The sequence below is a fragment of the Pseudomonas sp. genome, assembly GCF_049653025.1.
Lineage (GTDB): Bacteria > Pseudomonadota > Gammaproteobacteria > Pseudomonadales > Pseudomonadaceae > Aquipseudomonas.
In genome coordinates, this window is the sequence record NZ_JBASFM010000005.1 from 156,572 (window position 1) to 179,093 (window position 22,522).

Genomic DNA, 22,522 nt, shown 5'->3' on the forward strand with positions numbered 1-22,522 from the left:
CACTGCGGAAGCTATGGACTAATTCGGCAAACGCTCGAATAGATACTCGCCGCCCGCCTCATGCCCGGCGACCGTCACCGCGCCATATTGCGGCTGTTGCGGGTAATCCTCACTCACCCCGCGGCGCACCACCTGATACAGATTGAAACCCGGCACGGTGGCATTCAGCCCCTGAAGGCTGCGCAGAAAATGCCAGGCGAATATCGAATGGCCGTCCTTGCCTTCATCGGATACCGGCTCTTCGCCACCGGAAGACAGCACCAGCACGCTACGTTTGCGCAGCACCTCGCCAGGTGCAATCCGCCCGCCCTGATAAGTCTGGCCCCGCACCAGGGTGCCGGAAAAGCAGCTGTCCGAGACCAGCAATACCTGACGCGCGGGAATCGCCCGCAGCAGGGTGGCGATATCTTGATTGGAGATCCACTGCGCCGCAGTCTTGACCGAGCCATCGCTGGGTATCCAGTAACCCATCTCGGTGTCATCCATCAGGTAGCCATGCCCAGCGTAATAAACGAACACCGCATCGGCCGGCGTCATCTCCCGCGCCAGGGCGGCCACCGCGCGGACAATATCGGCCTTGCTGGCGTTGTTCAGCACGCGCAGTTCAAACCCCAGTACCTGCTTGAGCGTGGCGGCAACCCGTTCGACATCGTGGACGGGCGTGAGCAGAGACGGAATGGGCAGCTGGTACTGGTTATTGCCGATCAGCAGCGCCACACGCCGCTCGATCGGCCGCCCGGCAATTGCTGTCGGCACACCACCCAATGCGGCTTTGGGCAGGCAGTAGGCCTGGTCGTCATCGGCTGCCGTACATTCGCGCACATCCACCACCCGCGGATTACGCCGCAACTCCTCCAGGGCTTCGCGATACAGCAAGGTGCGGGCTTGGTGCCGCTGCAGATCAATGGCCTGCATCTGTGCACGTCCGGGTATACCGCCAGCAAAAGCCGGCGGGCGAAAATCGGCCAGCACCGGTTCGACCAGTACCAGCAGCGACAAGGCCAACCAATAGGTCGTTTTCATTGCCCATTCTCCAGAGCCGTCAGCAGTGCCGGCCAACGCTGCAGCCAGCAGCATGCATGGTCGAAGCCAGGTACCTGCTCCAGACGCCCGCCATGCCGGGCGACGAAATGTGCGGCGACAGCGGTGGGCACCACCTGGTCAGCCGCGCCACTGAAATGCAGCGCCCGCGCCCGCTGACGCGGCCCATCCAATGGGTCCAGCGAGCCATGCAAAGGCGACAACTGCAGGCGTCTGCTCCACTCGTTCAGCGCCAGCGGGGCGGCCAGCGTCACCAAGAGCTCGACATCATCACGCCGTTGCGCCAGCAGGGTAGCCAATACGCCACCACCGGAGTAACCAACTAAGCGCAGCCGCTCGGCTCCCGCCTGATGCTTGAGCTCACTGACCGCCCGATCCATGGCCTGCAAGACTTCGGCTGAGAAGCGCCGATCAGTCCAGTACACAGGCGAACACTGGCGCAACTCGCTCGTGCTCAGGTACTGGCAAGGCCGCCCCAGGTAGGCAACGGCCGCGGCTGTGTCTCGCTCAGCAAGCAACATCGCCAACGGCCGAATGGGCGTTGGATCCTGTGGCGGTCGATAGGCGGAAGGCCAAGGTGCGCCATCGCCCTCGATATACAGGGCGAGGGTCTGCGAGACAGCAGTCTGCCGCAGCAGACCCAGCAGGTTGAACGGCTGGGCCGCCAGTTCAGCCGGCGACCAGCCCCGCGCCATTGCCCAGGCCTCGGTCTGCGGCCGCGAGCCCTGTAGGTGAATGGGCTGAGCGCAACCACTCAGCCAACTCACGCATGCACCCAACAGCACCCAGCGCCAGCGCACTGCGTCCACCCACACTCAGAAACGCAGGTTAAGGTTGGCCATCCAGGTGTTCAGATCCTGATTGCCACGGCCTTCCTCTTGCTCGTAGGCCAGACCGGCGCTGACCCCGTGAGCCAGGGAGAGGTAGTTGACCCCCAGTGCCCAGATCCAGGCCTCACGTCCAATCGGATCAGACGGGGCAAAATCCTGCGTGGTCGAGCGGTGCACATCGTCCATATAGTGCAGACCGGCGTAGGGCAGCCAGCCATTCCACCAGTAACCAACCTGACCACCCAACTGAATTCGATCAAGCTCATTGGTGGCGTCAGAGTCCTGCAGTTTCTGCAGCCCACCGAGCTGCTGCTGGGTTTCGCCGCGCAGACGAATATCGTCATAGGACTCTTCGGCATGCAGGTAACTGAACCGCCCACTGAACTGCCAGCTGCCTAACCAACGCTGGTAATTGAGGTTCGCACCGGCATACCAACGGTCAACATCCTGTCGGCTGCTGTCGCTGGCGTCGAGTTCCCCTTCACCAATACCCACACTGGCATCCAGCGCCCATTGCTCATTCAACTGCCAGCCGAGATAAGGCGCGAGCATAAAGCCGCTACTGCTCAGCTCGTTCTCTTCTGCACCTACGGCAGTGCTGATACCGGAGATGTCCCCTTTGTCGATGGCCAGGGAAGCCCCCAGAATCAATGCCGGAGAAAGGCCAAAATCAGCACCGACAATGTAGTTCTGGATATCAAAGTCATTCTTCGTGGTGTTGCCGGCAACGTTGCCAAAGCGTTGGTCAGTATCTTCATCCGCCGCGCTGGTCCACAGATTCAAGGCCGGCAGGGCATCACCTGCGGCCATTCCGCGGCCTGCTGCACCGCCCGCTACCGCAGGCGCACCGGGCACAGTCCAACGCCGCGCCAGGTTGTCCGAGATTGCCAAGGACTGTTGACCCGCGGTTGCATTGACCATCACCTGGGAGGTCGTCGCCCCACCGCCAAAACACTCAGGCTGGCTGGACAAGGCATCTGCGGCGAATATGCCGCCAGAAAGATAGTTTGAATACGCAGATAAGCAGTTGGCTGAAGCAGCGAAAGGGAATACTAGACACATGCCGGCCAAGGCCAGCCTGGAGGTGACTTTCATCGAGAATCTCCTACGAGTGCAGTTCTTCTTGTTCTGGCTACGGCTCGGCTGCCATCTTGGCGTTATTCACAGCGCGCAGATAAAGGGAGCGGAGCAGCGCCACTTCCTTATCACCTGGGGACTTCTTCTCCATCCGCGTCAGCAACTGCTGCAACAAATCAAACTCACGCAATTCGAAATACCCTGCCAACAGGTATAGCTCCGGATTTCGATCTGTCGCCAAGGCGGCTTTACGCTGCTGCGCATAATTCTTCTCCAGCGACTCCAGGGTGCCGCCACTCGGCATGCTGCGCAGCCGCACCATACCGGCCTTGACCTGACCGTCCGGGGCCGGGGTCTTGGCCAGTTGTTTGACCAACACCTTCGGCAGCTGGCGCACCTGAGGCTGCAATGCCGCGCTCTGGGCGGTGATGCCAGCGCTGCGCACCTGCAGCTCGCCCGGCCCCTGCCAGACCTGCTCCTCGCCGCTGTGGAAGAGCACCAGCTGCAGGCGAGCTTGCTCCGGCAGGATCAGGCGGTCGCCGTCATGCAGCTTGCTGAATGCCTGCAGTGCCCGGCTTTCAGCCTGCTGCGGGCCACTCAACACGACCGCGCCGCTCAGACCAGTGACCAAGCCGACCTCAAGCGCCAGCGCCAGGCCGGGCAGCCAGACCAGTGCACACAGCCCCACGCGACAGCATTGTCTAAGCATTTTCCGGGTCTCCCTGATGCCAACCGATAACTTCAAAGACCTGGATCGGTGCCTCGCGGCCCTTGACCCGGATCACCTCGCTGCGCCCGCAACGCACCCGCTCACCCGCCTCGGCAATGCACTCGGCACTGGCCAGGATTGCGCAGCCAAGCTCCTTGGTCATGCCCTCCAAACGCGAAGCCAGGTTGACCGTATCGCCGATGGCGGTGAACTCCATGCGCACCGGCGAGCCGATATTGCCCAACACCGCCTCACCACTGTGCAACCCGATGCCGACAGCAAAGGCTGGCAGGTCGCGGCCGGGGAAGCGCTGCTGCATCCAGCCGGCGAACTCCTCGGCAACCTTCTTCAAGGCTAGCGCAGCACGAACCGCACGCTGGGCGTGGTCGTCCAACGGTACGGGGGAGCCAAATTCGACCATCACCGCATCACCAATAAACTTATCGATGCTGCCGCCCTCAGCCAGCAAGGGTTCACAGGCGCGGGCGAAATAGGCATTGAGCATCTCCACCACCTCTTTGGCCGTGAGCCGCTCGCTGATGCTGGTGAAGTTGCGGATATCGGAGAACAGCACAGTCACCCGCTGTGTCTGGCCGCCCAGCTCCGGCCGCTCACCCGAACGGAGCAGGGCTTCGACCACCTGCTCCGAGACATAACGCCCGAACATCTGCCGCAGGCGGTTGCGCTCACGCTCCTCACCGGTCAGGCGCAGCCCCAGGACGCCGAAAAAGCTTAGCGACAGCACCAGCCCCGCCGCGCTCAGCGGCATTAACCAGCCCAGGCGAAACAGCAGCTGCGCCAACACCAGCAGCAGCACCAAACCCAGCAGCCACAGTAGCAGAGTCGTCCACACTGGCGGGCGCAGCAAACACGCCACCGCAATAGTGCTCAGCAACAGCAGACCGAGCACCCGCCAGCCGCTATCAGGACTACGCAGATAACTGCCGCTGAGTAGTGCCTGCAGCACATTGGCATGCACCTCAACCCCACTCATCAGCAGGCTGCGGCCACCCAGCCAGTCGCTGCTGAACGGGGTGAAGTGGGCATCGTTGAGCCCGGCGGCCGTGGCACCGAGCAGCACCAGCTTGCCGCGCAAGGCCTGCACCTCGGGATCATTCAGGGCGTCGTCAGCCAACAGCCGATGCAGGGGCACGCTGTGGAAGGTCCCAGGCGGCCCCAGATAAGGAATGACCGCCGCCGGCTGATCTGGCCATACGCTACGCCCCGCCAGTTGCCAGGCGGCGGCACGCACATCCTGCCCCCCGGCGCGCACGGCCAACAGCGCGGGCAAACTCAGTTGCGGCAACTCATCCTGCAGCTGGGCCCGCGCCGCAGCTGCTACTGGCATCACGCGATAGCGCCGGACCAGACCATCGCCCTCGACCAGCAGATCCGCCAAGCCGACATGCGCCTGCAAATCATAATCAGGCAACGCCAGCAAGTAATCGGGGCTCGGCAACAGATAGTCGCTCACCGCCGCCCCTGCTCCGGAGCGGCTGGCCACCAGCAGCAGTTGGCCGCTGGCGAGTTGCGCGCGAAAGGCCCGGTCATAATCCCGGGCACCCGGAAAATGACCAGCGTCCAGTTTGCTCAGCCAGCGCTCGGGGCTGATGCTGTAGAGCATATCCAGCCCCACCAACGGCACCCCGACCTGGCGCAGGCGCTCAACTGCCACAGCCAGGCGGTCGGTCCAGAACAGCATGGGGTCATCTGGGTAGCGGGCCAGGCTGTCCTCGTCGATGGCCACGATGGCCACCTGTTGCTGCTCGTCGCGCCGACCCTGCAGCTGGAATTGCAGGTCCTGCAAGCGGCGCTCGCTGCCGTCGAGCAGGCCCGCGTGCCCCGCCCACTCGACCAGCGCGACGCTGAGCGCGGCCAGCACCATCAGCTTCAAGGGCATGCGCCATGCCCGTGCTATCCGCATCCCGCCCCCTTGTGCATACCTGATGCTGCGCCCGCCCGGGGTCTTTCTATACTCAAGGCATTTCGCCATGGGCGAGCCGACTATCCACAAGCATAGGCACACGCCATGACCCTGCGCGGCAAGATTCTCGGCTTCTTCCTGCTGTTGTTGCTGGCAGTGATGGTGCTGTTGCTGGGCCTGGTCTACCGCTCCACCTACCAGCACACCCTGAGTCAGGTCGCCGGCCAGCTGGACTTCGCCCACGTGGTGCTGGACAACGAGTTGCAGAGCCGGCGGCAGGCGCAAAGCGCACTGGCTGACCTGATCGCCAAGGACTTCACCCTGCTCGGCGAGATCGCCGACCTGGTCGCCAGCCCGCAGCAGGAAGCGCAATCGCTGTCCGCCGCGCTGGAATCCTTCACCTCGCGCAGCCAGGCCAGCTTTGCCCTGGTCAGCGCCCCCGAAGGGCTGATCCTCGCCGGCACCAGCGCTGAACTGCTGCCGGGCAACCTGCTGCCCTGGAACGACCTGCTCGACCCAGATGACCCGCAGAGTGCCGAGCGCCTGGTGGTGTTCGGCGAGCGGGTGCTGCATATCAACGCCACACCGATCTTTGCCCCCAGGCCGAACCTGATGGGCTGGTTGCTGATGGCCTTCGAGCTGGACGACCAGGCCGCCAGTCATCTGGCCAAACTCAGCGGGGCCGATGTGGCGCTACTGGATGGCCGGCCCGGGGCCTATCGGGTACTGGCCAGCAACCTGGAGGCACTGCCCCGCGCCGAGCTGGCCGGCCAGCAGCTGCCGAATGCCAACGGCGTGTTCCGTTTCGAGCTGCAAGGCCTTGAACAAGTCGCCCTGCGCGCGCCATTGGCCGGCACCAGCGGGGCCTTGCAGGTGCTGCTGATGCGCTCGCTGTCGGCCGAGCTGGCCGATTACCAGCCGCTGCAATGGCAACTGGCGGGGATCTTCGCCATCGCCCTGCTGCTCGCTGGCCTCGGGGCACTGTGGATCGCCAACACGGTCAGCCGCCCGCTCAGCCAGATGGTCGAGAGCGTGCGCCGCATCGCCGGCGGCGACTATCAGGTAGCAATGCAGGTGCCGACCACCCAGGCCAGTGGCGAAATCGGCCAGCTGGCGCGTGAGTTCGTCGCCATGCAGCAAGGTATCGCCGAACGCGAAACCACCATCAGTTTCCTCGCTTACCGCGACCCGCTAACCGAACTGGCCAACCGCAACCGCTTTGTCGCCGAGCTGCAACAGGCTCTAGCCGCCTGCCCGCCTGGTGAAGGCGTAGCGGTGCTGCTGATGGACCTGGACAACTTCAAGGACCTCAACGACACCCTCGGCCACGAAGCCGGTGACCAGTTGCTCTGCCAACTGGCCGAACGCCTGAGCGCGCTGTTGCGACCGGGTGAACAACTGGCGCGCCTGGGTGGCGACGAGTTCGCCCTGCTGATCAGCCACTGCCAGCCCGGCCAGGTGATCCCCGCCGCCGAGCATTACCGCGCCGCCCTGCATGAGCCGTTCGCGGTGCGCGGCATCAGCATGACCCTCAACGCCACGCTGGGTATCGCCCTGCACCCGGATCACGGTGAAAGCGCCGGCAGCCTGCTGCAACACGCCGAAGTGGCGATGTACCTGGGCAAACAGCAGCGCTCGCCTTACGCCCTCTACCGCCCGGAGCTGGATCGCCACAGCCTGCTGCGCCTGGCCTTGATGAGCGAGCTGAAAGGCGCGGTGGAAGGCGGCCAGCTCAGCCTGTACTTCCAGCCCAAGCTAAATATCCGCCAACGCAGCCTCTACGGCGTGGAATGCCTGGTGCGCTGGATTCACCCGGTGCACGGCTTTATTCCGCCGGATGAATTTATCCCCTTGGCCGAACAGACCGGCAACGTCTGCGCCCTGACCCGCTGGGTAGTGCGCACCGCCGTGGCGCAAAGCCGCGCCTGGCAGGAACAGGGCCTGGACCTGAAAACTGCGGTCAATGTTTCAGCACTGGATCTGGCCGACCCTGGCTTTGCCGGCTTTATCGCCGCGCAGCTGAATGAACATGGCGTCGCGCCGGGCAGTTTGGTGGTGGAAATCACTGAGAGCGCGGTGATGGCCGACCCGGAGTTGGCCATGGGCCAACTGCAACAGCTGTGCGAGCTGGGCGTACAACTGTCGATCGACGACTACGGCACCGGCTATTCGAGCATGGCCCAGCTCAAGCGCCTGCCGGTGCATGAGCTGAAGATCGACAAATCCTTTGTTCTGGAGCTACTGAGCAACCCCGATGACGACATCATCGTGCGCTCGACCATCGAACTGGGGCACAACATGGGCCTGAAGATCGTCGCCGAGGGAGTGGAGACCGAGGCCATTCTCGAACGCCTGGATCAACTCGGCTGCGATATCGCCCAGGGCTACCTGCTCAGCAAACCGCTACCACCAACGGCGTTTGCCGACTGGCTGGCCGCCACCCAGTGGCAACTGCCGCGCCATACCGGCTGATACACGCCACAAAAAAGGCCGCTGCCGATCAGGGAGTGATCGGCAGCGGCCTCGGGAAAACCTTGGGGCAAACTCTAGAACGCGGCATCACCAATCAACATGCCATGCATGACCATATAGGTCTTGCGCCCGGACTGCAGGGTCAGTGGGCTGCGTTCGGCGATCACCCAGCCCTTGGCCAGCAGTTTGTCGATGTGCGCCCGCAGTTCTGGCAGGTAGCGTTGTTCTTGCTGAAGCGATTCCATTCTGTTCATCCTCTAGAGGACTCCTTTGTGGCAGCAGCCAAAGGCACCTGGCCCATTCATCCGTGATAGCTGTCACAAAGCATAGTGGCCCTATGCCTGCTTCTAAAGCGGCAAAGGGCCACATCTCTGTAGGCATAACGCCTCAAGCCGCTATAGCGTTTGGCTTACATCGCCATCCAGTTTAGACCGCCGCAACCGTTGCGGCGGATTCGTCGACCTGCGGCGCACTGAACTGCAGATAACCATCCTCGACCTTGCCGTAACGCAGCAGCGCCAGGTCGAGTAGGTAGTTCTGATAGAGCTTCCACGGCGCGCGGTCGCCCTGGCTGGGGATCTTGTCGGCGGCGCGCTTGATATAGCCGGAAGCCAGGTCGAGGAACGGCGCGTCCTTGACCTGCCGCGCCGTATCACGCGGGGTGCACTGGCGCATGCCGATGGCGTCCATATGGTTGATCAGGCGGCAGAAATATTCGCTGGAAAGGTCCGCCTTGAGCGTCCAGCTGGCATTGGTGTAACCCAGTACTACCGCGGCGTTCGGCAGGTCGCGCAGCATGATGCCGCGATAGCCCATGCTCTGGGCCGCCTCGAACGGCTGCCCATCCACCGCCACCTGCATACCGCCAAACAGCTGCAACTCCAGGCCAGTGGCGCTGATGATCACATCGGCCGGTAGCTCTTCACCGGACTTCAAACGAATGCCCTTGGCCGTCAGGCCGTCGATGTGTTCGGTGACCACCGAGGCCTTGCCCTGGCGCAGCACCTTGAACAGGTCGCCATTGGGCACCGCGCACACCCGCTCATCCCAGGGTTTGTAACGCGGGCTGAAGTGGCGCATATCGAAGTCCTTGCCCAGCTGATGTTTGGCCAGGCCAAGCAAGGCCTTGCGCACCAGGCTGGGAAAGGCCTTGGACAGTTTGTAGAAGCCCAGTTGCACCGCCACGTTGCGCGTACGCGCCAGGCGATAGACCCAGGTTTCCGGCAGAAAACGGCGCAGGAAGGCGGAAATCGGATCGCCCTGCGGCAGGCTCACCACATAGCTTGGCGAGCGTTGCAGCATGGTCACGTGCTTGGCCTTATCGGCCATGGCCGGCACCAGGGTCACCGCCGTCGCGCCGCTGCCGATCACCACTACGTTCTTGCCACTGTAATCGAAGTTCTCCGGCCACAGCTGCGGGTGGATAAATTCACCCTTGAACTGCTCACGGCCTCTGAATTCTGGGGTGTAGCCCGCTTCGTAGCGGTAATAGCCGGTGCACATCAGCAGGTGCTGGCAGCTCAATTTGATCGGCTCGCCTTCCTCGCCACGCTGCACCTGCAGGGTCCAGGTGGCGCGCTCACTGCACCAGTCGGCCTTGAGCACCTTGTGCTGAAAACGAATCTTTTCCTGGATGCCGTTTTCCTGCGCGGTTTCCTCGATATAGCTGCGGATCGACGGGCCGTCGGCAATCGCCAGCGGGTTGGTCCAGGGTTTGAAGTTGTAGCCGAGGGTGAACATGTCCGAGTCGGAACGAATGCCCGGATAGCGGAATAGATCCCAAGTACCGCCGAGGGCCGCGCGGCCTTCGAGGATGGCGAAGCGCTTACCGGGGCAATGCTTCATCAGGTGATAGGCCGCGCCGATGCCGGACAGGCCGGCACCGATGATCAATACGTCCAGATGTTCGGCAGACATGGGGGCTCCTCAGGCTTCTTCTTATGCATGCAGGCCAACACGTGTCGACCCGTAATGCCCGCCAGATTCACCCCCAACAGCGCTTTTGTCATCCAACCTTTAGTGGTGTGAACAGCCGCAGGCTGACCACAGTTATGGCTGAAGAATGACCGAAGCGCGCAAAAACCTGCCCAGCAATCAGAAGCTGTTGCGCAGCACCACTTCATTGAATGGCAGCTTGCCGATGCGCGGCTTCGGCTCGATGGTCTTCTTGCCAACCGCGACCATCAGGGCGATCACGTGGTTGGCTGGCAGCTTGATCAGCTTGGCCACGGCATCGAAGTCGAAACCGTCCATCGGGCAGGAATCCAGGCCCTTGCCGCGCGCGGCGAGCATCAGGGTCTGCGCCATCAGGCCGCAACTGCGCATGGTTTCGTCGCGCTGCACCTGCGGTTTGTCGCGGTAATAGGTGTCGATGGCACCGGCCATATAGGCCTGCACTTCTTGCGGCGCGCCATCCCAGACGCGACCGACATCCTCCTGCCAGCTGTCGAGCTTGGCGCACACCACCACCAGCATCGAGGCATCGGTCACCTGCGCCTGGCCCCAAGCCACTTCGCGCAGTTGCTGACGCAGCGCCGGGTCACTGACCTCGACCAGACGTACGTGCTGCAGGTTGAAGGCCGACGGCGCGAGCAGGGTCAGTTGCAGCAGCTCGTCCTTCTCTGCGGGGCTGAGGCTGAATGCCGGGTCATAACCTTTGACGGCGCGGCGACTGCGGATGGCTTCGTCGATATGCATGGGGATTCCTTATATGCAGGGCGTGAAAGAGGGCAATGCTAGGCACTCGGCAGCGCGAATGCCAAACGCCTTTACCGATAACAATGATCGACACAGGCGATTGCAGGTGCTCGCCTGTTAAAATCGCCGCCTCCCAAATCGACCGCCGCTCATGACCCCAGACGCCCTTCTCACCCTGCAGCAACACCTGCTCACCGACCTGAATAGCACGCCGAGTGAAACCCGTCGCCTGTTCCACGGCCGCGGCCGCTGCTGGCCTGGGCTGGAACAGATCACCGTGGACTGGCTGCAAGGCGTACTGCTGGTCGCGCTGTTCAAGCCGGTGAGCGATGCCGAACTGGCCGCGCTGCAGCAGATGCTGCTCGACCTCGGCCAATCCGCCGCCTGGCAGCAAAGCGGCGCACACAGCCTGTTGCTGCAGCAGCGCTACCTGCCGGAAAGCCCCACCCAGTGGCTGCTCGGCGAGCCGGTGGAGCATTGGGATATCTGCGAGCACGGCCTGCGCTACCGACTCGACCTGGGTAAGAAGCAGAACAGCGGGCTTTTTCTCGACATGCGCTATGGCCGCCAATGGGTACAGGCGCAAGCGGCGGGCAAACGTGTGCTCAACCTGTTCGCCTACACCTGCGGTTTCTCGGTGGCGGCGCTGGCCGGCGGCGCGTGCCAGGTGGTCAACCTGGATATGGCCAGGGCCGCGCTCAGCCGTGGCCGCGACAATCACCGGTTGAATCAACACGACCTGAGCCAGGTGGTGTTTCTCGGCCACGACCTGTTCAAGTCCTGGGGCAAGGTGGCCAAGTGCGGCCCCTACGACCTGATCATCATCGACCCGCCGTCCTTCCAGCGCGGCAGCTTCGTGCTGAGCAAGGATTACCCGAAAGTCCTCCGTCGCCTGCCCGAACTGCTCAGCGTTGACGGCGTGGTGCTGGCTTGCAGCAACGAACCGGAAATCGGCCCCGACTACCTGATCCAGACCATGGCCAGCGAAGCACCGAGCCTGCACTTCAGTGAACGCCTGGAAAACCCGCCGGAGTTCCCCGACAGCCAGCCGGACAGCGCACTCAAGGCCCTGGTGTTTCGCCGCGGCTGAGGCCTTTCAGTCCCCCAAAGAGCTCTGATGCAAAGGTTGTAGGCTGCGCCGTGTCCGCTGACCAGTTGACCAACGGTTGTGTTAGGTTCGTCTACAGTTATGCCAATTTCCCCCAACAGAGACCTCTGATATGCCACTTAAAGCTCTAGCCCTTGGCCTGTCCGTCACCCTGCTGCTGGCCGGTTGCGCCAGCAAGACCACCCAACCCGAACAATACTCCGGCTTTCTCAGTGACTATTCGCAGCTGCAACCGGCGCAATCGGCCAGCGGCGCACCGGTGCTGCGCTGGGTGTCGCCAGATTTCAAAGCGCAGAACTACCGTTCGGTGCTAGTAGAGAAGCCAGTGTTCTATCCCGCCCCGACTCCTAGCGAACAGGTCAGCCAGAAAACGCTGGATGAAATTGCCAGTTACCTGCAACAGGCCATGCAACTCGAACTCGCTGGGCAATATCGCGTCGTCCAACAAGCCGATCAGGACACCCTGGTATTACGCAGCGCAATCAGCGCAGTAAACCTGTCGGCAGAAGGACTGAAGGTCTACGAAGTGATACCGATTGCCCTGGTCGCGGCAGCCACCAGCACGGCTATTGGCACCCGCGATCTAAACACCAATATTTATGTCGAGTTGGAAGCCATCGACGGCCGCACCAGCAAGCCGATGACCCGCGTAGTGCGCAAGGGCCACGGTCTGCAACTGGAAAACGACAGCACCCAGCTGAGCCTCAAAGACATCAAGCCGGCGCTGGATGCGTGGGCCAAGGATGCCCGCAACTTCAAACCCTGACGCCTGAAGGTTCGGGCCGACGCGCTGCTTGCGCCCGGCCCGACCACCTGCCAGGACTCATGATTTTCGCATCATCACTAAAAATAGTGCCGTACCACACTGCCAGGCTGAGGCCGGAAGCGCGTGCTACTTTGAATGGGGCCTGTTGGTTTTTCCCGCCGCTTGCCCGATTCGGAGATGCCCTATGTCCAGTCTTTACCGCTTGGTCACCCGCAGTGATTTTGACGGCCTGGTATGCGCCGCCCTGCTGAAACACCTCAATCTGATCGACGACATCCTCTTCGTCCACCCCAAGGACATGCAGGACGGCAAGGTGGCGATCACCAGTAACGACATCACCACCAACCTGCCCTACGTGGCCGGCTGCTACCTGGCCTTCGACCACCACCTCAGCGAAACCATCCGCAACCAGCCTGCCAGCAATCACCTGATCGATGCCGATGCGCCGTCGGCGGCGCGCGTGGTGTGGAAGCATTACGGCGGCCATGACGCCTTCCCGCACGACTGGGATGAAATGATGACCGCGGTGGACAAGGCCGACGCCGCGCAATTCAGCCGCGACGACATCCTCGACCCGCAGGGCTGGGAGCTGCTGAGCTTTATCATGGATGCGCGCACCGGCCTGGGGCGCTTCCGCGACTTCCGCATCGCCAACTACCAGCTGATGATGCAGCTGATCGACTTCTGCCAGAGCCATGGCATCGACGAGATCCTCGAACTGCCTGATGTCGACGAACGCGTGGCGCTGTACCTCGAACACCAGCGCGCGGCCAAGGAACAGATCCAGCGCTGCGCCACGGTCTACAACAATCTGGTGGTGCTGGATTTGCGCAATGAGGAGACCATCTATGCGGTCAACCGCTTCGTCATCTATGCCCTGTACCCGCAGTGCAATATCTCGATCCACGTGATGTGGGGCGTCAAGCAGCAGAACACCGTGTTCGCCATCGGCAAATCGATCCTCGACCGCAGTTCCAAGACCAATGTCGGCGAACTGTGCCTGAGCTACAACGGCGGCGGCCATGCCAATGCCGGCACCTGCCAGGTCGCCAACGAGGACGCCGAAGCCGCCCTGCGCGAACTGGTTGCCGAGATCAGCGCCGACGGTTGAAGCATCCGCCTGCGCATAAGTCGACAGCAGCCTAGCCCTGCTGCTCGACCCAGCGGCGCACCGCGGCGTAGGGGTAATCCTCCAGGCTGGCAAACCCCGCCACCTGCCGCGCCTTGAGCTTGGTAAACAGCGGTACGCTGATGCCGCAGAGAAAGCGCGTCAGGCATTCGGCGCTGGGCTCATGGCCAGTATGGTCGCGGTACTTCTGGATAAAGCCATCGCAACGGCTGTGCAGGTTCTGCTCGGCCAATGCCGGCAAGGCCGGTGGTGGCGGCAGCACGGCAACCCGACCCTGACAGACCGAACAGTGCCCACAGTGCAGCGGTGCATTGGCATCGCCGAAGTAGGCGGCCAGACGCTGGCTCAGGCAGTGGTCGCTGGCGAACAGTTCGAGCATGGCCTGGATGCGGGCGATTTCGCTGGCTTCCTGCTGACTGAAGTAGGCGTGCAGCTCCTGGCTCAGGGCCTGCGGGTCGAAATGCGGGTCGAGCAGCGCATAGACGTCGGTCATCTGCTTGCTTTCCAGCTCGATCCAGCCGCGCTCCTGGAAGAAATCCAGTGCCTTGACCACCCGTCCGCGCTCGGCCTGGTGCTGGCTGTACAGCGCGTCGAAATCCACCGTGCACCAGGTGCGCGCGCGGCTGGAGCTGGCGACTATGGCCTCGACGAACTGCCGACGCTCGCCCTCGAACTTGTCCAGCAGCGCCTCCGGCTCGATCAGGTACTTGAAGCGGTATTCGGCGAAGTAGGCATAACGCGGGGCGATGATGCCGCGCAGCTCCAGCTGCACCAGCAGGGTCTTCAGCGGCAACTGGCGGATATTGCTCTGCTCGGAGAGCTGGTTGAGCATCAGCTCCCATTCGCCGCCCTGGCCAGCACTGAGCAATTCATCCAGCACGCAGCGGATACCAGCCAGCTCCGGCGTGTCGCCGTAAACGAAATTTTCCAGCACGTTGAGGCTGTCGCGGTTGGCCAGCACCAGGCAGTCGGACGGCTGGCCGTCGCGCCCGGCACGGCCGATCTCCTGGCTGTAGTTCTCGGTCGACTTGGGCAGGTCGAAATGCACCACGTTGCGGATGTCGGCCTTGTCGATACCCATGCCGAAGGCGATGGTGGCGACGATGCAGTTGATCCGCCCGTCCATAAACTGGCGCTGGATCGCTTCGCGCGTCTCGTGTGGCATGCCGGCGTGGTAGGCGCTGGCAGGAAAGCCGCGCTGGCTGAGCTGCTCTGCCACCTGCTCGGCGGTCTTCTGCTGAGTGACGTAGACGATGCTCGGCTGGCCGGCCTTGGCCCCCAGCCACTCGCTCAGCCGGCGCTGCTTGTCGCGCCCGGCTACCGGTTCCACCAGCAGGTTGAGGTTGGCCCGGTAGAAACCGGTGGTGACCACGTCGTCCGCAGCGATGGCGAACTTCTTCTGCATATCGGCGATCACCGGCGGGGTGGCCGTGGCGGTGAGCAGCAGCACCTGGGGAATGCCGAACTGACGCTGGTAGTCGGGCAGCTTGAGGTAGTCCGGGCGGAAGTTGTGGCCCCATTCGGAAATGCAGTGCGCCTCATCGACCACCAGCAGGGAGATCGGCACCTGGCTGATGAAGTGGCGGAAACGCTCGTTCTTCAGGCGCTCGACCGAGATCATCAGGATCTTCAGTTCGCCGGATTTGGCCTTGGCCATGGTCTCGGCGGCCTGCTCGCGGCTCTGCGCCGAGTCGATGCTGGCGGCGCTGATACCGCGGGCATGCAGGAAGGCCAGTTGGTCCTGCATTAGCGCCAGCAGTGGCGACACCACCAGGGTCAGGTGCGGCAGGTGCAGCGCCGGCAACTGGTAGCACAGCGACTTGCCCGAGCCGGTGGGGAAGATCGCCGCCGCCGAACGGCCGGCCAGCACGGCGCTGACCACGCGGTCCTGGCCGGGGCGCAGCTGGCTGAAGCCGAAAATCCGTTGCAGGCTGTCTTGCATAACAGGGTCACTCCAGTAAACGCAGGCTGCACAGCGCTATGCGCCAAGCAGGGCAAATCAAACAACGATTAGATAACTAGAGCCGGGGCCGCTATTGCCAATCCAACTAACAGGCCCGACGGGGCTGGAGTACATTGAACTCACTGCAGGCAACAGAGGAGGTGAGTATGCAGGTATCTGGTTACAGCGGCAGCTTGCCCCCCTCGACCCAGATCATAAAAAAAGCCGGACAGGCTGCAGAATCACCCACGGCTCCGGTGAGCCCTGAACAGGTGAACAAAGCAGTCGACCGCGCCAGTGATCGAGTCGCCGAGCAGCAAGAAAGTCGAGAACTGAGCCAGTCTAACCGGCGTAGCGCCGCCACTCAGTTATACAGCGCCACCAGCCAGCAGCGGCAAATCGATACATATCTGGCAGTAGCCAGCGAAGGTGAGATCGACAGCCAGCCGAGCACGGTGGAAACAGCACTGGAACTGCGTGACGATGTACGCCGCAACGATGTGGCACAGAAAATTGCGAGCGACACCAACCGCCCTGAGCGGCCCGAAGCACCACCGGTGAAGCCGGAGCCTTACATCAGCACCCGTGCCTGATCTGCTCAACAGCAGCGCACAAAAAAGCCGCCCGAGGGCGGCTTTTTCTATTGGGCGCTAGCGCTTACAACTGTGGGCCAGCGTTTTTGATCGCGTCAGACACATCGAACTTCTTGAAGTTATCGATGAACAGACCGGCCAGGCCTTTGGCGGCATCGTCGTAGGCGTTCTGATCAGCCCAGGTGTTGCGCGGGTTGAGCAGCTGGGTTTCAACGCCCGGCACCGATTTCGGCACGCTCAGGTTGATGATCGGCAGCAATTCGGTCTCGGTACCGATCAGCGCACCGCTCTGGATCGCCGCAATCACGCCACGGGTGGTCGGGATGTTGAAGCGCTTGCCAACGCCATAACCACCACCGGTCCAGCCAGTGTTGACCAGGTACACCTTGGAGCCGAAGCCACGGATGCGCTTGATCAGCAGCTCAGCGTATTCGCCAGCCGGGCGCGGGAAGAACGGCGCACCGAAGCAGGTGGAGAAGGTCGACTTGATGCCGCCGCCGCTGCCCATTTCGGTGGAACCGACCAGCGCGGTGTAACCGGAGAGGAAGTGGTAGGCCGCCTGCTCTTCGTTGAGGATCGATACCGGCGGCAGTACGCCAGTCAGGTCGCAGGTGAGGAAGATCACCGCGTTCGGCTCGCCGCCGAGGTTCTTCTCGCTGCGCTTATCGACCAGTTCCAGCGGGTAGGCCGCACGGCTGTTCTGGGTCAGGCTGTCGTCGGCGTAATCCGGTACACGGTTGTCGTCGAGCACCACGTTTTCCAGCACGGCACCGAACTGGATGGCTTTCCAGATCACCGGCTCGTTCTTTTCGGACAGGTCGATGCACTTGGCATAGCAGCCGCCTTCGATGTTGAACACCACGCCCACGCCCCAACCGTGCTCGTCGTCGCCGATCAGGTAGCGGCTTTCGTCGGCCGACAGGGTGGTCTTGCCGGTGCCGGACAGACCGAAGAACAGGGTCACGTCGCCTTCTTCGCCGATGTTGGCAGCGCAGTGCATCGGCAGCACGTCGGCGTCCGGCAACAGGAAGTTCTGCACCGAGAACATGGCTTTCTTCATTTCACCGGCGTAACGCATGCCAGCCAGCAGAACCTTCTTGGCGGCGAAGTTGATGATCACGCAACCGTCGGAGTTGGTGCCGTCACGCTCCGGTACGCACTCGAAGTTGGCGACGTTGAGCACTTGCCACTCGTCTTTGCCAGCCGGGTTGTACTGCTCCGGGTTGATAAACAGGCAACGGCCGAACAGGTTCTGCCAGGCGGTCTGGGTGGTCATCTTGACCGGCAGGTAGTGCGCGTCGGCAGAACCTACATGAACGTAAGAAACGAAGCTGTCTTGAGCGTCGGAGAACGCCTGGACGCGATCCCACAGGGCATCGAACTTGTCGGCCGGGAACGGACGGTTGATCGCGCCCCAGGCGATTTTCGCCTCAGTGCTCGGCTCTTGCACGATGAAGCGGTCAGCCGGCGAACGACCAGTACGATGGCCTGTGCGGACGACCAGCGAGCCGTTGGCGGCCAGTTCGCCTTCACCGCGACGAAGGGCTTCTTCGACCAGTTGAGCGGCACTGATGTCGGTGTACACGGCGTTGTTGGCTTGCGTCATGTGGGTCCCCGTCGGCCACGCGGCCGAGTCTCCGAACGTTTTGTAGTAGAAACTGAGCACTACTACAGCGAAAAAAGTGCGCCGGATTATGCCAGAAAAAGCCGGCTGCGGGTGCAGCCTCTGATCAGATCATTTCGGCGCGATTTACAGCGTTTTTCTTCAGTGACGCGTATCCGACGGCGCTTCGCTGCTGCCGTCGATAAACAGCTGCAGCACATCGGCGGCATCGAACAGGTAGCGTTCGTTGCAGAACTGGCAATCGATTTCCACGCTGCCGCCGTGCTCCTGCACCAGGGCCTCGGCATCGGCTTGGCCGAGACTGATCAGCGCCCGACCCGAACGTTCCCGCGAGCAGCTGCAGCGGAACTGCAGGTCACGTGGGTCGAACAGACGTAGCGGTTCTTCGTGGTACAGGCGATGCAGCAGGGTTTCGTTATCCAGGCCGAGCAGCTCTTCGGTTTTCAGCGTGTCAGCCAGGGCAATCACATGCTGCCAGCTGGCCTCACGCTCATCGGCCTCTTTCAGGCGGTCGGCGGGCAACTGCTGCAACAGCAGGCCACGGGCGCGCTGGCCGTCGGCGCTGAGCCAGAAACGGGTGGGCAGCTGCTCGGAGGTGGCGAAGTAATTGGTCAGGCAGTCCGCCAGGGTGTCGCCTTCGAGGTCGACGATGCCCTGGTAACGCTGGCCAGCCTTGGGGTCAACGGTGATCGCCAGCACGCCATCGGGCATCAGCTCGCGCAGGCCGGCGTCGGCCGTGACTTGCTCGGCGTGGTAGCGGGCAATGCCGCGCAACTCGCCTTCGCTGGAGCATTCGACCATCAGCAACGGTACGGCACCGGAAGAGCGCGCCTGCAGAATCAGCAGGCCGTCGAATTTCATCGTGCCGATCAGCAAGGAGGCCGCCGCCAGCAGTTCACCGAGCAGCTGGGCAACCGGCTGCGGGTAGGGATGTTTGGCCAAGACGTGGCTGTAACTGTCGGTCAGGCCGACCAGCTCACCGCGAATGTCGCTGTCGTCGAACAAGAAGCGTTGGGAAAAATCAGGCATACCAACTTCACTGAATGTGACTCGGCCCGCGATTTTAGGCGCAAACGCCCATCTGACCAAGCGCCTCTTATCTATCAGCGCCGCGGGTAGAAGCTATCGACGGGAGCAGGCCGCCTGCCTAGCAGGCCGTTGGAAAATGTTGGCGAGGCCGCCGAGACAAGGCAAAAACAGGTGAGGAGGCGGAGTTTACGAGCTGTTAATGAGCATTCGAACCTGTTTTTAACGCCGTATCGGCAACGCAGGTAGTTTTCCAACGGCCTGCTACTCCTCGTCCGCCCAGGGATGAGTAACACCCTGGCCGTCATAGAACTGCTGGATCTGCCGGCGCTGTTTCTTGCTCGGTCGGCCATCGGTCTGCATGCCCAGCGCCCCGGCCTTGCGCTGTGCGGCGGCGGCCTCGCGGCGGACGATGCTGTCGGCAGTTTCCGCATACAGCGCCTGCGCTTCTGGCGCACCGCGACGCACCACCGAAAGCGCCTGCACCACCACGCTGCGCTCCTCGAAGCCGGTGCGAATCACATACACATCGCCGACTTTCGGCTCCTTGCCCGGCTTGCAGCGCTCACCGCGGTGATGCACCTTGCCGCCTTCGATGGCCGCCTTAGCCAGAGCGCGGGTCTTGTAGAAGCGTGCGGCCCACAGCCATTTATCCAGGCGTACCTTGTCATCGTCTTTATCGTGCAATCCCATTAGCCCCATACCCGTCGTTTCAGCCACATACGCACCCGGCAATCACAAGAGCTCTCCACAGGCTCCACAACCCTCCGTAACTCTGCTCGATGAGACAGATCCGCTGGGGTCTTCAACCCCCAAACCAGCCCTAAACGCTCCAGACCAAGAAGCACCCACCAACCCGGATCCCATTCGCCAGCGTATAGACCAAGTCGAGCAGAGCCGGGAAAGGCATGATGGTTGTTGTGCCAGCACTCCCCCATGGTCAGTAGTGCAGAAAACGGCACGTTGAAGCCCTGCACGCTGGCTCCATCAACCACATGGCGTTGCTCGCCATGACGGTGGGCGAAATGACCTATCAGCCAATGGCCAAAAACCCCCGCTGTAACTCGCGCGCATACACCCCAAAACACCCAGGCCCAACCGCCGATGGCAAAAAACAGTAGCGCCCAAGGCAGTTGCTGAGCCATCCAAGTGCGCTGTAGAAAAGAGTAAAAGGCATCGTCGGCAACACGCGATTCGACTTGAATAGTCGGCGGGCCGCCCAAGCGCAACTCACAGTGCAATTGCCACCAAGCATCCAGTAGCGGCGAACGACGGTGCCCAAAGAAGTCGTGGCAATCTTTCTGCCTCTGGGCAAAATCTCGCAGATCGTGAGTGCGTAAAAGCCCCAGGGGCCCGGACAGTCCGACCAGTACGCCGCAATAAACAAGAAAATATTCCAACCACTTGGGACACTGAAAACTGTCGTGAATCAGCTTGCGATGCATTCCCAGCGAATGCCCTAGCAACAACACAAGAGCAGTCGAGCCTGCGAACAAGACAACAGCTGCCCAGGTGAAGGTCAGAGTTCCCCCCACAACCGCCGCTAAGGTCATGCCGGTAAACCATAGCGAACGGATCGGCTCCCAACGCACCTCGCCGTGCACGACATCACCCCCTTGCTGCACGCGATGGTCCTTGAGACTTTCTGGCATCACATCCATATGCACCTCCTGGCCTGAAGCGGCCGCTGTCGATTATTTCTTACTCAACTCCTCACCTTCACGCTTCAACTGACTGCCCGTGGGGCAGACCTCGAAGGCAAAGCCGAGCAGAGTGTTAAGCAGGCTGTCCGGATTGAGTCGATACAGCAGAAACTGCCCCCTGCGCTCGCTGACTACCAGGCCGGCGGCAGCGAGTATCGATAGATGCCGAGAAATCGCGGGAGCACTCATCTCAAAACGACTCGCGATCTCCCCAGCAGCCAACTCCTGAGTCGAGAGAAAAGCCAGTATCTGCCGGCGCGGCGTGGATGCCAGCGCCTCAAAAACACGGTCTTCAGTCATTGTCGAACCATTAATTTAACCAATGAGTTAAATGCTTATATTCCACTAAATGCAGCCTGGCAAATCCTTTTGTCCTGATGACAGGGTAGTGATGCGGTTGTCATCCGACCTGTCTAGAATGCCCGCAGTATCTAGAGAAGCGCTCATCTTGAAGACTTTTGACCAACTCGGCGTGATCGGCCTGCGCGAATGGATCAACCTGCCGGAACTGGGCATGGTCGGCCTGCGCGCCAAGATCGATACCGGGGCCAGCACGTCCAGCCTGCATGCCAGTGACATCCAGTCGTTCGAGCGCGACGGCGAGCCATGGGTGCGCTTTACCGCCCACCTCGGCACCCTGGTGCAGCGCCGCCACCGCTGCGAGGCGCAGCTGGTGTCGGTGAAAACCATCAAGAGCTCCAACGGCCACACGCAGTCACGCTATGTGATCCGCACCCACCTGACCCTGGGCGAGCGCGAATGGCCGGTGGAATTCACCCTGACCTGCCGCAAGACCATGCGCTACCGCGTGCTGCTCGGCTCCAAGGCACTGATTGACGGACAGCTGCTGGTCAATCCGGCGCTGACCTACGTACAAAACAAACCCACTCTTGCTGAACCTTCTGGTGACCAATGAAGATCGCCGTGCTGTCGCGCAACCCGCGCCTGTATTCCACCCGCCGCCTGGTTGAAGCCGGGCAGTTGCGGGGCCACGAGATGGTGGTGATCGACACCCTGCGCGCTTATATGAACATCGCCAGCCACAAGCCGCAGATCCATTACCGTGGCAAGCCGCTGGAAGGCTTTGATGCGGTAATCCCGCGGATTGGCGCGTCGGTAACGTTTTACGGCTGCGCGGTGCTGCGCCAGTTCGAGATGATGGGGGTGTTCCCGCTTAACGAGTCGGTGGCCATCGCCCGTTCGCGGGACAAGTTGCGTTCGCTGCAACTGCTGTCACGCCGTGGCATCGGCCTGCCGGTGACCGGTTTCGCCCACTCCCCGGATGACATCGCCGACCTGATCGACATGGTCAACGGCGCGCCGCTGGTGATCAAGGTGCTGGAAGGCACCCAGGGCATCGGCGTGGTGCTGTGTGAAACCGCCACCGCGGCCGAGTCGGTGATCGAGGCCTTTATGGGCCTCAAACAGGACATCATGGTGCAGGAATACATCAAGGAAGCCGGCGGCGCGGATATCCGCTGCTTCGTGGTCGGCGACAAGGTGATCGCCGCAATGAAGCGTCAGGCCAAGCCCGGCGAGTTCCGCTCCAACCTGCATCGCGGCGGCAGCGCCAGCCTGATCAAGATCACCCCGGAAGAGCGCATGACCGCCATCCGCGCCGCCAAAGTCATGGGCCTGTCGGTCGCCGGAGTGGATATCCTGCGCTCCAACCACGGCCCACTGGTGATGGAGGTGAACTCCTCGCCGGGCCTGGAAGGTATCGAAACCACCACCGGCAAGGACGTCGCCAGTCTGGTGATCCAGTACCTGGAGAAGAACGGCGGGCCGCACCTGACCCGCACCAAAGGCAAGGGGTAACCCGGATTTAGGCGAAGCATGCTTCGCCCCGGCGAACGCCCGGCCAGGGATGGTCGGGCCGGG

The 22,522-nt window shown here is 62.2% G+C and carries 21 protein-coding genes; 7 read left to right on the forward strand and 14 right to left on the reverse strand.

All coding sequences use genetic code 11. The features are described 5' to 3' along the window. Positions 1–18: 18 nt before the first annotated feature. The 5 genes from WBK23_RS02635 to WBK23_RS02655 are packed head-to-tail and all read right to left on the reverse strand — an operon-like array spanning position 19 to position 5,557. Positions 19–1,023: a caspase family protein gene (locus WBK23_RS02635; protein ID WP_424482435.1), complete on the reverse strand. Its 1,005-nt coding sequence runs from the start codon at positions 1,021–1,023 to the stop codon at positions 19–21. Further along, positions 1,020–1,808, reverse strand: coding sequence for an alpha/beta hydrolase (locus WBK23_RS02640; RefSeq protein WP_424482436.1), 789 nt, complete (start codon positions 1,806–1,808; stop codon positions 1,020–1,022). The genes WBK23_RS02635 and WBK23_RS02640 overlap by 4 nt, the downstream gene beginning before the upstream one ends. Positions 1,809–1,856: 48 nt before the next feature. Further along, positions 1,857–2,966, reverse strand: a complete 1,110-nt coding sequence (locus tag WBK23_RS02645; RefSeq protein ID WP_424482437.1) for an autotransporter outer membrane beta-barrel domain-containing protein — start codon at positions 2,964–2,966, stop codon at positions 1,857–1,859. Between the two features lie 37 nt (positions 2,967–3,003). Then, positions 3,004–3,657: a hypothetical protein gene (locus tag WBK23_RS02650; protein ID WP_424482438.1), complete on the reverse strand. Its 654-nt coding sequence runs from the start codon at positions 3,655–3,657 to the stop codon at positions 3,004–3,006. Beyond that, positions 3,650–5,557, reverse strand: coding sequence for a CHASE2 domain-containing protein (locus tag WBK23_RS02655; RefSeq protein ID WP_424482439.1), 1,908 nt, complete (start codon positions 5,555–5,557; stop codon positions 3,650–3,652). The genes WBK23_RS02650 and WBK23_RS02655 overlap by 8 nt, the downstream gene beginning before the upstream one ends. Positions 5,558–5,686: 129 nt before the next feature. Between WBK23_RS02655 and WBK23_RS02660 the strand changes: the two genes are divergently transcribed. After that, entirely contained in the window at positions 5,687–8,053 is a 2,367-nt protein-coding gene (locus WBK23_RS02660; protein ID WP_424482440.1) for a putative bifunctional diguanylate cyclase/phosphodiesterase, read from the forward strand. A 74-nt stretch (positions 8,054–8,127) separates the two neighbouring features. Here the strand turns inward: WBK23_RS02660 and WBK23_RS02665 are convergent, their stop codons facing one another. From WBK23_RS02665 to WBK23_RS02675, 3 genes are all read right to left on the reverse strand, one after another. Next, positions 8,128–8,298: a hypothetical protein gene (locus WBK23_RS02665; protein ID WP_424482441.1), complete on the reverse strand. Its 171-nt coding sequence runs from the start codon at positions 8,296–8,298 to the stop codon at positions 8,128–8,130. Positions 8,299–8,479: 181 nt separating this feature from the next. After that, the gene (locus WBK23_RS02670; protein ID WP_424482442.1) at positions 8,480–9,970 is read right to left on the reverse strand and encodes a flavin-containing monooxygenase; all 1,491 of its coding nucleotides are present in this window, start codon (positions 9,968–9,970) and stop codon (positions 8,480–8,482) included. Between the two features lie 177 nt (positions 9,971–10,147). After that, on the reverse strand, positions 10,148–10,750 hold the full coding sequence (locus WBK23_RS02675) for a nitroreductase family protein (protein WP_424482443.1): 603 nt from the start codon (positions 10,748–10,750) through the stop codon (positions 10,148–10,150). A gap of 151 nt (positions 10,751–10,901) precedes the next feature. Between WBK23_RS02675 and WBK23_RS02680 the strand changes: the two genes are divergently transcribed. From WBK23_RS02680 to WBK23_RS02690, 3 genes are all read left to right on the forward strand, one after another. Continuing rightward, complete coding sequence (locus WBK23_RS02680) at positions 10,902–11,840, forward strand: class I SAM-dependent methyltransferase (RefSeq protein ID WP_424482444.1); 939 nt, start codon at positions 10,902–10,904, stop codon at positions 11,838–11,840. A gap of 130 nt (positions 11,841–11,970) precedes the next feature. Further along, positions 11,971–12,624: a DUF3313 domain-containing protein gene (locus WBK23_RS02685; RefSeq protein WP_424482445.1), complete on the forward strand. Its 654-nt coding sequence runs from the start codon at positions 11,971–11,973 to the stop codon at positions 12,622–12,624. Between the two features lie 184 nt (positions 12,625–12,808). Continuing rightward, positions 12,809–13,735 (forward strand): exopolyphosphatase, encoded by a 927-nt coding sequence (locus WBK23_RS02690; protein ID WP_424482446.1) that lies wholly within the window; start codon positions 12,809–12,811, stop codon positions 13,733–13,735. 31 nt (positions 13,736–13,766) lie between these two features. On the opposite strand, the gene WBK23_RS02695 is transcribed toward WBK23_RS02690, so the two are convergent. After that, positions 13,767–15,695, reverse strand: a complete 1,929-nt coding sequence (locus WBK23_RS02695) for a RecQ family ATP-dependent DNA helicase (RefSeq protein ID WP_424482447.1) — start codon at positions 15,693–15,695, stop codon at positions 13,767–13,769. Positions 15,696–15,862: 167 nt separating this feature from the next. Here WBK23_RS02695 and WBK23_RS02700 point away from each other — a divergent pair, with 167 nt between their 5' ends. Further along, the gene (locus tag WBK23_RS02700) at positions 15,863–16,288 is read left to right on the forward strand and encodes a hypothetical protein (protein WP_424482448.1); all 426 of its coding nucleotides are present in this window, start codon (positions 15,863–15,865) and stop codon (positions 16,286–16,288) included. Positions 16,289–16,352: 64 nt separating this feature from the next. Here the strand turns inward: WBK23_RS02700 and WBK23_RS02705 are convergent, their stop codons facing one another. From WBK23_RS02705 to WBK23_RS02725, 5 genes are all read right to left on the reverse strand, one after another. Further along, the gene (locus WBK23_RS02705; protein WP_424482449.1) at positions 16,353–17,894 is read right to left on the reverse strand and encodes a phosphoenolpyruvate carboxykinase; all 1,542 of its coding nucleotides are present in this window, start codon (positions 17,892–17,894) and stop codon (positions 16,353–16,355) included. A gap of 159 nt (positions 17,895–18,053) precedes the next feature. Then, positions 18,054–18,941 (reverse strand): Hsp33 family molecular chaperone HslO, encoded by an 888-nt coding sequence (hslO, locus tag WBK23_RS02710; protein ID WP_424482450.1) that lies wholly within the window; start codon positions 18,939–18,941, stop codon positions 18,054–18,056. Positions 18,942–19,202: 261 nt separating this feature from the next. Continuing rightward, entirely contained in the window at positions 19,203–19,625 is a 423-nt protein-coding gene (locus WBK23_RS02715) for an RNA-binding S4 domain-containing protein (protein WP_424482499.1), read from the reverse strand. 5 nt (positions 19,626–19,630) lie between these two features. Continuing rightward, the gene (locus tag WBK23_RS02720) at positions 19,631–20,599 is read right to left on the reverse strand and encodes an acyl-CoA desaturase (RefSeq protein WP_424482451.1); all 969 of its coding nucleotides are present in this window, start codon (positions 20,597–20,599) and stop codon (positions 19,631–19,633) included. 33 nt (positions 20,600–20,632) lie between these two features. After that, positions 20,633–20,941, reverse strand: coding sequence for a metalloregulator ArsR/SmtB family transcription factor (locus WBK23_RS02725; protein ID WP_424482452.1), 309 nt, complete (start codon positions 20,939–20,941; stop codon positions 20,633–20,635). A gap of 148 nt (positions 20,942–21,089) precedes the next feature. Here WBK23_RS02725 and WBK23_RS02730 point away from each other — a divergent pair, with 148 nt between their 5' ends. Together WBK23_RS02730 and rimK are read left to right on the forward strand one after the other, a co-directional pair. Beyond that, positions 21,090–21,557: an ATP-dependent zinc protease gene (locus WBK23_RS02730; protein ID WP_424482453.1), complete on the forward strand. Its 468-nt coding sequence runs from the start codon at positions 21,090–21,092 to the stop codon at positions 21,555–21,557. Further along, complete coding sequence (rimK, locus tag WBK23_RS02735; protein WP_424482454.1) at positions 21,554–22,459, forward strand: 30S ribosomal protein S6--L-glutamate ligase; 906 nt, start codon at positions 21,554–21,556, stop codon at positions 22,457–22,459. The genes WBK23_RS02730 and rimK overlap by 4 nt, the downstream gene beginning before the upstream one ends. Positions 22,460–22,522: the final 63 nt, after the last annotated feature.

What these genes read in the sequence shown, in the direction of transcription:
- WBK23_RS02700 (WP_424482448.1), top strand. Translation starts at nt 15,863, where the DNA reads ATGCAGGTATCTGGTTACAGCGGCAGCTTGCCCCCCTCGACCCAGATC.
- WBK23_RS02655 (WP_424482439.1), bottom strand. Translation starts at nt 5,557, where the DNA reads ATGCCCTTGAAGCTGATGGTGCTGGCCGCGCTCAGCGTCGCGCTGGTC.
- WBK23_RS02645 (WP_424482437.1), bottom strand. Translation starts at nt 2,966, where the DNA reads ATGAAAGTCACCTCCAGGCTGGCCTTGGCCGGCATGTGTCTAGTATTC.
- WBK23_RS02670 (WP_424482442.1), bottom strand. Translation starts at nt 9,970, where the DNA reads ATGTCTGCCGAACATCTGGACGTATTGATCATCGGTGCCGGCCTGTCC.
- WBK23_RS02660 (WP_424482440.1), top strand. Translation starts at nt 5,687, where the DNA reads ATGACCCTGCGCGGCAAGATTCTCGGCTTCTTCCTGCTGTTGTTGCTG.
- WBK23_RS02725 (WP_424482452.1), bottom strand. Translation starts at nt 20,941, where the DNA reads ATGACTGAAGACCGTGTTTTTGAGGCGCTGGCATCCACGCCGCGCCGG.
- WBK23_RS02690 (WP_424482446.1), top strand. Translation starts at nt 12,809, where the DNA reads ATGTCCAGTCTTTACCGCTTGGTCACCCGCAGTGATTTTGACGGCCTG.
- WBK23_RS02675 (WP_424482443.1), bottom strand. Translation starts at nt 10,750, where the DNA reads ATGCATATCGACGAAGCCATCCGCAGTCGCCGCGCCGTCAAAGGTTAT.
- WBK23_RS02695 (WP_424482447.1), bottom strand. Translation starts at nt 15,695, where the DNA reads ATGCAAGACAGCCTGCAACGGATTTTCGGCTTCAGCCAGCTGCGCCCC.
- WBK23_RS02635 (WP_424482435.1), bottom strand. Translation starts at nt 1,023, where the DNA reads ATGAAAACGACCTATTGGTTGGCCTTGTCGCTGCTGGTACTGGTCGAA.
- WBK23_RS02720 (WP_424482451.1), bottom strand. Translation starts at nt 20,599, where the DNA reads ATGGATGTGATGCCAGAAAGTCTCAAGGACCATCGCGTGCAGCAAGGG.
- WBK23_RS02705 (WP_424482449.1), bottom strand. Translation starts at nt 17,894, where the DNA reads ATGACGCAAGCCAACAACGCCGTGTACACCGACATCAGTGCCGCTCAA.
- WBK23_RS02665 (WP_424482441.1), bottom strand. Translation starts at nt 8,298, where the DNA reads ATGGAATCGCTTCAGCAAGAACAACGCTACCTGCCAGAACTGCGGGCG.
- rimK (WP_424482454.1), top strand. Translation starts at nt 21,554, where the DNA reads ATGAAGATCGCCGTGCTGTCGCGCAACCCGCGCCTGTATTCCACCCGC.
- WBK23_RS02680 (WP_424482444.1), top strand. Translation starts at nt 10,902, where the DNA reads ATGACCCCAGACGCCCTTCTCACCCTGCAGCAACACCTGCTCACCGAC.
- hslO (WP_424482450.1), bottom strand. Translation starts at nt 18,941, where the DNA reads ATGCCTGATTTTTCCCAACGCTTCTTGTTCGACGACAGCGACATTCGC.
- WBK23_RS02650 (WP_424482438.1), bottom strand. Translation starts at nt 3,657, where the DNA reads ATGCTTAGACAATGCTGTCGCGTGGGGCTGTGTGCACTGGTCTGGCTG.
- WBK23_RS02685 (WP_424482445.1), top strand. Translation starts at nt 11,971, where the DNA reads ATGCCACTTAAAGCTCTAGCCCTTGGCCTGTCCGTCACCCTGCTGCTG.